General features: G+C 61.6%; 13 protein-coding genes. 8 read left to right on the forward strand and 5 right to left on the reverse strand.

Features of this window, described 5'->3' with window-relative positions; genetic code table 11:
• Positions 1-79: 79 nt before the first annotated feature.
• The 3 genes from EWV35_RS07785 to EWV35_RS07795 are packed head-to-tail and all read left to right on the forward strand — an operon-like array spanning position 80 to position 3,060.
• Positions 80-421, forward strand: a complete 342-nt coding sequence (locus EWV35_RS07785) for a metal-sensitive transcriptional regulator (protein WP_129660172.1) — start codon at positions 80-82, stop codon at positions 419-421.
• Between the two features lie 50 nt (positions 422-471).
• Positions 472-687, forward strand: coding sequence for a heavy-metal-associated domain-containing protein (locus EWV35_RS07790; RefSeq protein ID WP_129660175.1), 216 nt, complete (start codon positions 472-474; stop codon positions 685-687).
• 30 nt (positions 688-717) lie between these two features.
• On the forward strand, positions 718-3,060 hold the full coding sequence (locus tag EWV35_RS07795; RefSeq protein ID WP_129660178.1) for a heavy metal translocating P-type ATPase: 2,343 nt from the start codon (positions 718-720) through the stop codon (positions 3,058-3,060).
• Between the two features lie 322 nt (positions 3,061-3,382).
• Here the strand turns inward: EWV35_RS07795 and EWV35_RS07800 are convergent, their stop codons facing one another.
• Entirely contained in the window at positions 3,383-4,420 is a 1,038-nt protein-coding gene (locus EWV35_RS07800; protein WP_129660181.1) for a DUF418 domain-containing protein, read from the reverse strand.
• 372 nt (positions 4,421-4,792) lie between these two features.
• Here EWV35_RS07800 and EWV35_RS07805 point away from each other — a divergent pair, with 372 nt between their 5' ends.
• Positions 4,793-6,184: an amino acid permease gene (locus EWV35_RS07805; protein WP_129660183.1), complete on the forward strand. Its 1,392-nt coding sequence runs from the start codon at positions 4,793-4,795 to the stop codon at positions 6,182-6,184.
• Here the strand turns inward: EWV35_RS07805 and EWV35_RS07810 are convergent.
• The 3 genes from EWV35_RS07810 to pdxR form a co-directional block, all read right to left on the reverse strand.
• Complete coding sequence (locus EWV35_RS07810) at positions 6,181-6,609, reverse strand: hypothetical protein (protein WP_129660186.1); 429 nt, start codon at positions 6,607-6,609, stop codon at positions 6,181-6,183. The genes EWV35_RS07805 and EWV35_RS07810 overlap by 4 nt on opposite strands.
• A 95-nt stretch (positions 6,610-6,704) precedes the next feature.
• Complete coding sequence (locus tag EWV35_RS07815) at positions 6,705-7,304, reverse strand: DUF308 domain-containing protein (RefSeq protein ID WP_129660188.1); 600 nt, start codon at positions 7,302-7,304, stop codon at positions 6,705-6,707.
• 108 nt (positions 7,305-7,412) lie between these two features.
• Entirely contained in the window at positions 7,413-8,918 is a 1,506-nt protein-coding gene (gene pdxR, locus EWV35_RS07820; RefSeq protein WP_129660191.1) for a MocR-like pyridoxine biosynthesis transcription factor PdxR, read from the reverse strand.
• Between the two features lie 127 nt (positions 8,919-9,045).
• On the opposite strand from pdxR, the gene EWV35_RS07825 reads away from it, so the two are divergent.
• The 4 genes from EWV35_RS07825 to pdxT all read left to right on the forward strand — a co-directional run bounded on the left by EWV35_RS07825 (position 9,046) and on the right by pdxT (position 11,380).
• Complete coding sequence (locus EWV35_RS07825; RefSeq protein ID WP_129660193.1) at positions 9,046-9,516, forward strand: hypothetical protein; 471 nt, start codon at positions 9,046-9,048, stop codon at positions 9,514-9,516.
• Positions 9,517-9,518: 2 nt separating this feature from the next.
• Positions 9,519-9,725 (forward strand): helix-turn-helix transcriptional regulator, encoded by a 207-nt coding sequence (locus EWV35_RS07830; protein WP_129660196.1) that lies wholly within the window; start codon positions 9,519-9,521, stop codon positions 9,723-9,725.
• Between the two features lie 148 nt (positions 9,726-9,873).
• Positions 9,874-10,791, forward strand: a complete 918-nt coding sequence (pdxS, locus tag EWV35_RS07835) for a pyridoxal 5'-phosphate synthase lyase subunit PdxS (RefSeq protein WP_129660199.1) — start codon at positions 9,874-9,876, stop codon at positions 10,789-10,791.
• A gap of 7 nt (positions 10,792-10,798) precedes the next feature.
• Positions 10,799-11,380: a pyridoxal 5'-phosphate synthase glutaminase subunit PdxT gene (gene pdxT, locus EWV35_RS07840; RefSeq protein WP_129660203.1), complete on the forward strand. Its 582-nt coding sequence runs from the start codon at positions 10,799-10,801 to the stop codon at positions 11,378-11,380.
• Here the strand turns inward: pdxT and EWV35_RS07845 are convergent.
• Positions 11,377-12,450, reverse strand: a complete 1,074-nt coding sequence (locus tag EWV35_RS07845; RefSeq protein WP_129660206.1) for a 2,3-butanediol dehydrogenase — start codon at positions 12,448-12,450, stop codon at positions 11,377-11,379. The two genes, pdxT and EWV35_RS07845, sit on opposite strands and share 4 nt — an antisense overlap.
• Between the last annotated feature and the right edge of the window lie 111 nt (positions 12,451-12,561).

Raw genomic sequence — 12,561 nt, forward strand, 5'->3', positions numbered from 1 at the left:
GTCTCCTGACCGGTCAAACACCTCAATTCTCACATTCGACCCTCTTGAGACATACCCCTAGGGGGTATATATTCGGGTTATGAGCGAAGCATCGAGCCACCACATCGCGGATCCCACCCGGACACCCCACGGCTACACGCATGACAAGGAGGCCTACCTCAAGCGATTGCGACGCATCGAGGGGCAGGTCCGTGGCATCCAACGGATGATCGAGGAGGACAAGTACTGCATCGATGTCCTCACCCAGATTTCGGCAATCAACAAGGCGCTCCACGCGGTGGCGGTCGGACTTTTGGACGAACACCTCGGTCATTGCGTCGTGGGTGCCGTGGAGTCAGCAGCCGACGGCGGCGATCCCGAGGCCGTTCAGGAAAAAATAGCCGAGGCCACCGCCGCGGTATCCCGACTGATCCGCAGCTAACCATCGGCAGCTCGCCTCAGACACTGCATCCCGCCGAAAGGAAAAAACTCATGAATACCACCGACATTACGGTCCAGGGCATGACGTGCGAGCACTGCGTCGCCTCCGTGACGGAAGAGCTCCAGGAGATCGGTGGCGTCCGCGACGTCCAGGTTTTGCTCAACGCCGGCGGGGACTCACCTGTCCGGATCACCCACGAGGGTCACCTCGATTCGTCCGAGGTTCGCTCAGCCGTCGCAGAAGCCGGCTACACCCTCGTCAGCTGAACACCTCAATTTCTCGTCCAAGGAGGAATCATGGCTACCGCATCCCAGCAGTCCGCTGGCGGCTCCGTATCGGGTGGCACCCGCATCGTGGACCTCAGCATTGAGGGGATGACCTGCGCCTCCTGTGTCGGCCGGGTCGAACGCAAACTGGGAAAAATCGAGGGGGTCGAGGCCAGTGTGAATCTCCCGCTCAAGTCGGCTCGGGTGACGGCACCGAAGGATATTGCCGACGAAACTCTCCTCGAGACCGTTCGTAGCGCAGGGTACACGCCGTCGATCGCCCCCAGCGCCCACGGCTCCTCGAGTGCAACCGAGCGCTCCGGCGAGCACGAGGTAACGCACCGCCACAGTGAGCACGCGGGGCATGACATGGCGATGCCCGCCGAATCTTCCATGAAAAAGCGAATCTGGGTTTCGGCGATTTTCACCATCCCGCTGTTCGCGATTTCCATGATCCCGGTATTTCAGTTCCCGCACTGGGCTTGGGTGGCCGCAGTACTCGCGTTGCCGGTGGCAACCTGGTCGGCGTGGCCTTTCCACGTGACCGCGGCCCGGGCCGCGCGCCACGGTTCCTCGACCATGGACACCCTGGTCTCGCTAGGCGTGATCATCGCTTATCTCTATTCCCTCGGACGCCTCATCGCAGATCCGTCGATGACCGCGGGGGCCCATCCCGGCGTCCACATGGACATGTCTTCACACCAGGTCTATTTCGAGACCGCCGCAGTGGTTACGTTCTTCCTGCTCATCGGCAGATACATCGAAACGCGCGCTCAGTCCCGTTCGAGCGAAGCCCTGCACAAACTCTTGGACATGGGGGCCCGTGAGGTCGAGGTGTTGCGGGACGGCGGCTCACGGTCGGTCCGCGTCCCGGTCGAAGAACTACAGGTAGACGATGAATTCCTGGTTCGCCCTGGCGAAAAAATAGCCACGGACGGAACGGTCATCAACGGGAACTCCGCAGTCGACGAGTCGATGCTGACCGGGGAGTCCGCGCCTGTGGAGGTCGCCGAGGGAAGCACCGTCACGGGTGCGACCCTCAACCAGGGAGGGCGGCTCGTTATCCGGGCCACCCGTGTCGGCGAGGGCACCACTTTGGCGCAGATGGGGCGGCTCGTCGCCGATGCCCAATCCTCCAAGGCTCCCGTGGCCCGGCTGGCCGACCGGATTTCGGCGGTCTTCGTGCCCATCGTCTTGGCGCTTGCGGCTCTCACGTTCATTCTCTGGTGGGTCATCGGTGGAGCGTTGGCCCCGGCATTCGTCGCGGGAGTTTCGGTGCTCGTGATCGCGTGCCCCTGTGCGCTCGGGCTCGCGACTCCGACGGCTCTCCTGACAGGAACCGGCCGTGGCGCCCAGCTCGGCATCCTGATCAAATCCGCCCAAGTCCTCGAGGACACACGCCGCGTGGACACCGTTCTGCTCGACAAAACGGGCACAGTAACCAACGGCGAACTCACGCTCGAGGAGACCCGAGTTCTAAACTCTTCTGCCATGAGCCTTGATGAACATGAGGTTCTGGCGGTCGCGGGTGGCCTGGAGAACGCTTCGGAGCATCCCATAGCCCGCGCGATTGCAGATGCTGCGCGCAGGGAATTTGGGGATCTGCCGCCTGTTTCGGATTTCCGGAGCTCCCCCGGCGGCGGGGTCCGTGGGCAGGTTGATATCGGTGGCACTGCGCACGACATCGTGATCGGGCAGTCTTCTTGGCTGCAGGACGTTGGCGTCGAGGTCCCCTCCATCGATCTCGACGTCATGACCGAATTCCAGGAAGACGGCGCCACTTCGGTCTTTCTCGCGGTGGACGGCGCCGTTGCCGGGTTGCTGGCCCTCCGCGACAAGCCGAAGATCGACGCCGAGGGCTCGATCGCAGAGCTCAAGGACATGGGGCTGCGACCGATTCTGCTCACGGGCGACGCCGCTCCCGTGGCCCGGGCCATAGCGGCGGACGTCGGCATCGCCGGGTCCGATGTGATCGCGGGTGTCAGCCCGAGCGGCAAGGTGGATCAGGTCAAACGTCTGCAAAGCGAGGGGCACGTCGTCGCGATGGTCGGAGACGGGGTCAACGACGCGGCCGCTCTGGCGCGCGCCGACCTGGGTATTGCCATGGGGGCAGGTACCGATGTCGCCCTCGAAGCCTCGGACATCACTCTGGTGCGCGACGAGGTCGGTTCGGTTCCACAGGCGATTCGCCTTTCGCAAGCCACGCTCCGGGTCATCACGTCGAGCCTGTTCTGGGCCTTCGGCTACAACGTCATCGCCATCCCCGTAGCTGCCTTCGGTCTTCTCAACCCCATGATCGCCGGTGCCGCGATGGCATTTTCGTCGGTCTTTGTGGTCCTGAACGCGCTGCGATTGCGCCAGTTCGGGCGGTAACGTCATCGGCCCCTCGCCCACGTGAAGTAGGTCCCGCTCTCGGCAGACGAGCTAGGATGCCGAAATCCACGTCTTTTGCAAGGACCTGTACAGGATGTTCGATCATGTATCCACGGGTGTAAAACGTGTTACGTCCTAAACTGGCAGGGGTCTCGCCAGAGGACCGGCTGCGAAAAATATTCCACGCGCTATGGGCAGGACAGACTGGGCCAAGGATCGCAGGCCCCATGCTTTCAATTGCGATCAGCTTCCACCTCATCACCATTGGGACGGGCTTTGCAGTCGCCTCCTAGATCCTGCTCGACAAGGTTGCGGGATTCGATCAATTGCTCCGCGGCACGGATCGAGAAGCCCCGTTTCCCCACCATGTGACCAGACGCCACAAGCGCTCCAGCGGTCCCTGGGCGAACGCGCGTAGCCAGGCCTTCGAATACAGCCATTGGACGACCAGTACTGCGCCACAACCGACCAGGCACCACACCCACGAGGCAGGGTCTTCGGATTCGAAGAGACCAGGCACGAGGAATCGTGCCGCCAACACGATCACTGTCGCGCCGATGTAATTGGTCAAGGCCATCTTGCCGAGGGGCGAGAACGTCGCGATCATGAAGCCACGGACGGGTGTAGTCATGATCGCCAGGACCACGAAGCAGTACGTCAGGGCGCCCAGGAGTCCGAATTGTGCGGCGAAATTGCTGTCGAGAAATCGTGCCTGCTGTGATGTCATCAGGTAGCCGCAGGCGTCGGCGATCACCAGGATCAGGGCAACCCCCCAGGTCAGTTTCGGGTAAGCGGTCATTTTGCGCACCCACGAGGAACCTCCTAAAGAGAATCCCAGGAGGAACAGACCCGGGATCACCGCGGGGCCTCCGCTGAAGACAGTGACCCCCACAACCGTCAATGCCACACCGGATACCAGGCAGACCCAGGTGCGTGCCTTCTCGGGCACGAAGGTAGAGGGCAACAGGAAGACCAACCCTGCCACGGCGTAAGGCAGAAGCGCCTCACCAGGCTGGAGGACCTGGTGGATCACGCCGAGCACGGCGAGCATGAGGAACCTCCGTGCCATAGCCCAGCGCGGCGAATCCGTCTTTGCCCGAGCACCCGCCCACATCAGACCGAATCCGGTACCGAACAAGAGCGAGAAAATAGGGAAGAAACGTTGTTGCACAAAATCATTGAGCCAGTGGCTCGTTTCGTTCGGTAGAGCACCCAGATGCAGAATCTGAGGGGCATTGACGAGAATGATTCCGGCCAGTGCCACCCCTCGCAGAACATCCAGCTCCGGGATGCGACCGTCCACGGAGGAACTCGAGGCCGCACGGGCAGGGGCCGATCCGATCTTTATTCCAGAATTCATAATCGAAAAATTATCAACTAAACAAAACCTGAAACAGGCATTTTGTTCGATATCAGCGCTGGCTCACGCGAAATCATGCCTGACTATGGGGTACGGGGGTAGACCGGGCTCTACCCCGCACCACGCCCGGCCCCGGAGGCATGGTCGAATCCGACATCACCGACCTGCGCGAAGTGCGTTATCCGCGCAAAGTCCCGCTCACAAACCGAAATTCCCATGGAATCAGAAATGAATCCCTGATGTGCCGGGAAATTGTGTCCTGAGGATTATCCTCGCCGATCCAGTTCGAACGCGCCGAATCAGCTGCGCCTTCGGTCCGGATCAGGGCATAATCTGCTGGGTGACTACCAGAAATTTGGTGGGCCCTGCCCAATGAACCGGAATTCCGCCCCTCAACTGCGCAATTCGCTGACCAACCGGCACGTGACCATGATTGCGCTCGGCGGCGTGATCGGTGCCGGACTCTTCGTCAGTTCAGGGGCGGTGCTCAACGCGGTCGGCCCCGCGGCGCTGATCAGCTATATCGTTTCCGGGGTCCTGGTCACTCTGATCATGCGCGCCGTCGGCGAAATGGCCGTAGTGCTGCCGGAAGCCCGCAGTATCGAAAACTACCCGCGGTTCGGGCTGGGCCGATGGGCAGGGTTTTCGGTCGGGTGGATGTACTGGTACTTCTGGGTCATCGTCGCCGCAGTCGAAGCGGTCGCGGGGGCCGGAATCATCAGCGGGTTCTTCCCGTCTGTGCCGAACTGGGCAGTCTGCCTCGGTCTGATCGTCGCCATGACTGTCTTGAATCTGATCTCGGTTCGGGTCTATGCGGAGACGGAATTCTGGTTGGCTTCGATCAAGATCGTCGCGATCGTCTTTTTCCTCGTCGTCGGCGGCCTTTTTCTGCTTGGTCTCTTCGGGCACTCTCCCGGCACGACTCATCTGACCGAACACGGTGGGTTCTTCCCCAAGGGCTCGGGCGCCGTCGTTGTGGGATCCGTTACGGTGCTGTTTTCCTTCGCAGGCGCAGAGATCGCCACCATTGCCGCGGCTGAGTCCAAGGACCCGGCGAAGTATGCCGCCCGGGCAACGCGCCAAGTCATGTACAGGATTTTGTTCTTTTATCTCTTGTCCGTCTCGGTCATCGTCTGCGTGGTTCCGTGGAACACGCCGATGTCCGGGTCCGAGGTGCGCAGCCCTTTCGCACTGACACTGAGCGCCGTGGGCATCCCGTATGCGGACGTCATCATGGAGGTTGTGGTTCTCACCGCGGTCCTCAGTTCCCTGAACTCTTGCCTGTACTTGACCTCGCGCGTGCTCTTCTCACTGTCCAAACATGGTGACGCCCCGAAATTCCTCGTCAGACTGAATTCCCGCAAGGTTCCTGCACGAGCCATCTTCGCCGCGACGGTCGTCAGCTACCTATCGGTGATTGCCAACTACTTTTTCCCGGAACAGGTCTTCCTGTTCCTCATCAATTCATCGGGTGCGGTGTGTCTGATCTATTACTTCCTGCTGGTCCTCGCAGAAGTATCAGTGCGACGCCGGCTGGCTGCTCAAGGAATCACACCGGGCTTCCGGATGTGGGGGTTTCCGTGGCTGAGCTACCTCACGATGGCGTGGATCGTAGGGGTCCTCGCCTTCATGGCCGTTTATCCGGCCACGCGGTGGCAGCTCATGCTCTCTGCCCTCAGCTTCGCGATCGTCCTCGGCGCCTACAGGATTGTTCGACGCCGTCCGGTCACCTCGGGAAAAACCCGGGGTAAGAAAGTCCCCTAGTTGTGCTCTTCCGGGTGGGCGCGCTGACCGTAGTCTGGGCCCTGTTCTGAACCGCTCGGCTCGGAACCGTCCGACGTCGCGTTTCCCTTTTCCTGGGCTTCGCGCTCGCGGGCTTCCCGCTCACGGGCGTCCTTACGCGCTCTGGCTTGGGCGTAAAGGTCCGCCGAACGCTTATTGATACCGGTGCCCTGACCGAGTTCCTCGTCATTCGGCTTCTCGACGATGATCAAGGTCGCACACACAACGAGCGTTCCGACGAATACGCAACCGGCCACGGACAATGCGAGGCGGAATTCGGGTGTGTTGTTCGTCCCGCCCGTGGCGAAAATCAGGATGCACACGAATGCGACGACGGCCAGGACCGCCGCGATGATGAGCGGTCCCTTAATGTCGGCCTTGATTCCGCGCTTGGGGCGCTGTGCCACGTGTGTTCCTCCTGGTGTCTTCGCGATGCTTCTCTAGTCTACGTCCCGAAATCGACTCGCGCGGCCTGGGCATCGGCGTTTCGGGAGCCCGCAGACTAGTCGCCGTCGTTCTGCTGTTCCAAGGCGGTCGCGTCGTGCCGGAACGTCAAAGCGGCAAGGATCATGAAGATTCCGACGATGATGGCTCCCCCGCCCGTCACGCCGAAAGCCGCTTTGGGACCGATCTCCCCGATGAGGAAAAGCGCGGCACCCGTTAGGAATGTCACCAATCCGGCGATCTTCCAGTCCTTGGACATGGCCGAGGTGGTGGAGGTTCGCATGCCTTGAAGCAATTCGGTGACGCCGCAAATCGAAAGAATCAACCCGGCGATCAGGACCAGGGTCGGAAGGGATCCCGCGAAGGCGACCGTGAGCACGCCACCCAACAAATACAGAATCGCGTAAGACTGAATGACCGAGCTGCTGGGGCCGCGCTGACCGTACACGTGTTCGTTGAGGCTGCGCTGCATGTAGATCAGTGCGATGCCCTGCGCTATCAGGTAGAGGCCCAGGATCCATCGCACGATCATCAGCGTCGGCTCTTGCCAAAAGACCGTGATCAGGCCGTACACGAGGTAGATGAGCGCGCGTGTGAGCGCCGGTCCGAACAGAGCACGAAGCTCCCGAACGGTCTGGCGGGTTTCCGGAGCGGGCATTCGGCGGTTTGCCTTTCGCAAGTTGGGTTTCACGACCACACACGAGCGACGTTTGTGGCGGGATTTCAGCTTAACCGTCCACCGCGGCCACGGGAAATGGAGAGTCCACTAGATACTGTTTTCGAGGGCTTGCCGAAGCAGAACCAGCCCCCTTTCGAACCTGGGTTCACTGAGACCCCCGAAACCTACGACCACACCTGCTCGTCCGCGACCGCCACTCCAATACGTGCCCAGTCCTGAGACGACCACGCCCCGGCGCCTGGCCTCTTCGATGACCCTTGATTCCGCTTCTGGGGAGGGCAATTGCAGTACGGCATGCAGTCCTCCGTCCATCGGCAGAACCTGAACCTTACCGAGGGCTTCTGTCGCATCGAAGACGGACGCCATCAAATCCCGTCGGCGACGATAACTTCGCCGCATGCGAGCGGTGTGTCGTTGCAGCCCTCCCTCGGCCATGAACCGGGTCATGGCGTCCTGAAGTATCCCGGAAATCGGCGGTCCGGCGTCGTTCTTGAGACTGACCAGGTCTTCCGCGAGGTGGTGAGGCATAAGGAGATAACCCAGGCCCAGGCCCGGAGTCAGAACCTTGGCGAATGACCCGAGGGTCACGACGGATTGCTCCGCCCCCGTGCTCGGTTCATCCAGCGCGGCCAATGCCGGCAAGGGCTCACCGACATAACGAAGTTCCGAATCGTAGTCGTCTTCCACGAGGATCGCGTGGTTCTCCCTGGCCCAGTGAATGAGCTCGAGGCGTCGTGCTACCGGCATCGAAGCGCCCATGGGGTATTGGTGGGACGGAGTCACCAGCACGACGTCGGGACGGTCGCCCCCGGCAGGGAAGCCGGCCGGGTTGAGTCCTTGCTCGTCGAGGGGGACGGGCACGATCCGGTGGCCGAGAGCACGGGGAACCCGGTGAAGGGACGGATAACCCGGATCCTCGACCGCAACGACCAACGTGCGAGCGTTCCTCTCAGAGAGAGTCGTAAGCAGAATACGGAGCCCGTCGCGGGCACCCGCCGTAACCAACAGGTCATCGGGCCCGCGCACCACAGAACGCATGAGACGCAGGTATTCGCTGAGTTGGTCCCGCAATGCCAGGGATCCCTGAGGTGCATAGCCCAGGGACGGTTCGGCCGCGGCCGCACGCCATGCCGCCCGCCACGTCGTATTGGCCAGCGTCGAGGTGTCCGGGGTGCCCGGGCGGAGGTCGAATGGGCACGTGACCGAGGCCGGACGCGGGCCCCGGGTGGGCCTCGCCTCGCCCGGAGGACGGCGCGTCTCAAGGTCCGCGTGCGTTCCTCGTCGCGAAGGCTCACCGGTGTTTCGCGTGAAACCCGGGCGCACTACTCCGGGAAGCTCCGGGGTAATGCGTGTACTACCCCGATCGGCCACCACGTACCCCTCGACGGAGAGCTGGTCATAGGCCGTGGTGACCGATCCCCGGGATACTCCGGTTCTGTCGGCGAGCACGCGTGTCGACGGGAGACGGTCACCCGGCAGAAGACGCCCTTCAGTCACCAGAGCGCGGATCTGCTCGACTATCTGACCGGGTATCGACCCGGCAGAACGGTCGATCGCCAGCGGAAGCTCCACGTCAGCCCTGTAGCGCGCCATATGCGTTCACCTCATCTACGTGCTTCCGGAAGGTCCTCGTTCGGGGCCTTGAAAAGCCCTCTTGTGTAAAGCAACCTATACATGTAAACGTTACTTTACATCCAAAAATACCAATCAAGGAGAATGCATGATTCGAAAGACCGATGTCACGAAACGCCCCCGTTGGGGTTACGTGCGCCACGGGTCCCGCAAGGTTTACGCGTGGAAACCCGCACTGGCACTCGGAGCCATCACGACCGCCGCGGCCAGCCTGCCGGCATCGTTGCTCACCACGCACGGCACATTCGACGTTCTGGCTTTCTTCATCTTTTGCACATTCCTGCTCTCTCCCCTGTATATGCTGTGGTGGCTGATTCTGGTCGATCGAGAGACAGTCCGAGGCGCAATCAAGGCCCCCGAAAAATCCATCGAATCCACGTGGTACACCCAGGCCGCTCAAGGTGTCTTCCACGACCTCCTCATCGTTATGGGCCTCGGCGCAGCCCTGACGAGCTGGTGGAAATTGTCCTTTGACATATCCTGGTTTTTCCTCGGCGGGACCGTAGCGATGATGGTTGATTTCGCAGCCCGGTACGCCTACGAAAAATCTAGGAGCTGATCGTGAACAACCACGTACGGCACTACCGGATCGCCCTGCAGTGGTCTCAGCAGCACCTGGCCGATCAGGTGGGCGTATCCCGCCAAACCATCTTGTCGATCGAAAAAGGCAAATATGATCCTTCCCTGCCTCTCGCGTTTCAGCTGGCGAGCGTATTCGACTGCACCATAGAGGACCTCTTTGTTCCGGACCCCGAAGACCTCCCCTGAGCGCTGATCCAATTCGAGGCGGCAGGATGCGTCACTTCGGTCTTGACCTCGCAGAACTCTCGCTTCGGCAGATGTATTCCAACTGGACCAAAATTTTTCCGCAATTCTGGCCCTTACTCTGTACCAGGAGCTCGGACATGATGGTCTCATGACTGAATCAGCTACCGAAAACTCTGCCCAGACCGGCTCGCCCCTCGTCAAGCGGGGCCTGGCCGACATGTTGAAGGGCGGCGTCATCATGGACGTCGTCACCCCGGAACAAGCCCGCATCGCCGAGGACGCGGGCGCGGTTGCCGTCATGGCTCTGGAACGAGTGCCCGCCGATATCCGGGCTCAGGGCGGAGTCGCCCGTATGTCCGATCCGGACCTGATCGAGCAGATTATCGAGACCGTTTCCATCCCTGTCATGGCCAAGGCTCGAATCGGGCATTTCGTCGAGGCCCAGATCCTCGAGGCGCTCAAGGTCGACTACATCGACGAGTCCGAGGTTCTTTCCCCCGCCGATTACGTGAACCACATCGACAAGCAGAAGTTCACCGTCCCGTTCGTGTGCGGTGCAACCAACCTGGGCGAGGCCCTCCGCCGCATTGCCGAAGGCGCCGCAATGATCCGTTCCAAGGGTGAAGCCGGTACCGGGGATGTTTCCGAAGCAACCAAACACATTCGGACCATCAAGTCACAGATCGCCGATCTCCAGGCCGCCTACGCTTCCGCACCCGATTCGCTGTACGTCAAGGCCAAGGAACTTGCAGCACCGTACGACATCGTTGTGGAGGTCGCACGCACCGGAAAGCTGCCGGTCGTTCTGTTCACGGCCGGCGGCGTCGCGACTCCGGCGGATGCCGCGATGATGATGCAGCTCGGTGCCGACGGGGTGTTCGTCGGATCCGGAATCTTCAAGTCCGGCAACCCTGCACAGCGCGCGGCCGCAATCGTCAAGGCAACGGCCTACTACGACGACGCCCACGCGGTCGCCGAAGCCTCACGCGGACTCGGTGAAGCCATGGTCGGGATCAACGTGGGCGATCTTGCGGCCCCGCATCGCCTGGCAGAACGCGGCTGGTAGGCAGTCCATGAGCAACCCTACTGTTGGGGTGCTCGCGCTTCAGGGTGGGGTGGCCGAGCATGTCCGTATGCTCGGCCAGCTCGGCGCCCAAACCGTACTCGTCCGGCGCCCCGAAGAGTTGAAGCAGCTTGACGCCTTGGTGCTTCCCGGTGGTGAATCTTCAACCATTGACCGCCTGACCAGGATTTTCGGGCTCCGCGGGCCTCTGATCGAGGCGATTCGCGGCGGGTTGCCGGTACTGGGTACCTGCGCGGGCCTCATCATGCTGTCGTCCCATATCGACGACCCGGCCCCCGGGCAACAGTCATTGGCGGTGCTCGACGTCGGCGTCTCCCGGAACGCTTTCGGCTCGCAGGTCGCCTCGACGGAAGCCACGCTCGATTGGATGGGCTCGGCATCGCGGTCCGTCCGAGCCGCCTTCATCCGAGCGCCGATCGTCACGGCGCTGGGCGAAGGGGTCCGGACGCTGGCCAGACACGAGGACGAGGTGGTTGCGGTGCGTCAGGGAAACATTCTGGGCATTTCCTTCCACCCGGAGCTCACCGGCGACACCACCGTCCACGAGGAACTTCTGGAGATCACGCTTTAATTCTCGAGCCCTTGGCCAGTCGGGGAAACCAGAATCTTCACGGCGGTCTCATTGTGGTTGATCAGCGTATCGAAGCCTTTGTCGATCAGGTCATCCAGACCGATCTTGCCGGTGATGAACGGGCGAAGATCCACCAGACCTTCTTCGACGAGCTTGATGGTTGCCGGATGGTCGTAGGAATACCCGATGGTGCCCCGGAGGTCGATTTCCTTCATCACCAGTTTGTGCAGAGCAACCTTCGGCTCGTGCCCCCAGATGGAGACATTGACGATCACCCCTGCCGGACGAACGGCATCCAGAAGCATGTCCAACACGGCGTCGACCGAACTGCATTCGAAGCCGACGTCCGCGCCCTTTCCGTCGGTGAGCCCGCGGACCTCTTCGGCCACGTCGACTTCCCGGGGATCGAAAGCATAGTCGGCTACCCCCGCGTCCAATGCTTTCTGACGACGCAGTTCCGAGAGTTCGGAGATGACAACAGTCAGCCCTTCGGCTTTGGCCACCGCCGCTGTGAGTACTCCGATGGGACCAGCGCCCCCGATGACGGCTGTGTCCCCTTTCTTGGCTCCGGATCGTACAAAACCGTGGTGAGCGACGGAGAGAGGCTCGATCAGGGCCGCTTCGTCGAGATTCACCGAGTCGGCGATGGGGTGGACCCAGTGACGGTTGACGGCAATCTGTTCGCCGAGGCCGCCTCCTCCACCGCCCAGGCCAATAAAGTTCATGTCCGGGCTAAGTTGGTAATGAGGATCCTCCCAATCCTCTTCACGGATCAGGTAGGGCTCGACGACGACCTTCTGCCCGACTTCGAGGTCGTCAACGCCTTCGCCCAGTGCGGCGACGGTACCGCTCATCTCGTGCCCCAGCGTGATGGGCGCCTCTTCACCGGAAATCGGGTGGGGCTGGCCCTTGGGCGGAACGAAGATCGGCCCGTCCAAGTACTCGTGGAGGTCGGTTCCGCAGATCCCGCACCATGCGACGTTGATGAGAACGTCCCCGGCTCCGGCGACCGGCGGTTCGATGTCGTCAATGCGGATGTCGTGGTTCTGGTAATAACGGGCGGCACGCATGATCTCTTCTTCCGTTCGGAGTCAGTACACCCTCAGTCTAGTGATCGAGATCACCGCTTTGACAGTTGTGAAGCCCAGGTCTCAAGAACAGGATCTGGCGCCCAGGGGCCG

The organism is Rothia uropygialis, assembly GCF_004137765.1.
In the GTDB taxonomy this organism is placed as follows: Bacteria; Actinomycetota; Actinomycetes; order Actinomycetales; family Micrococcaceae; genus Rothia.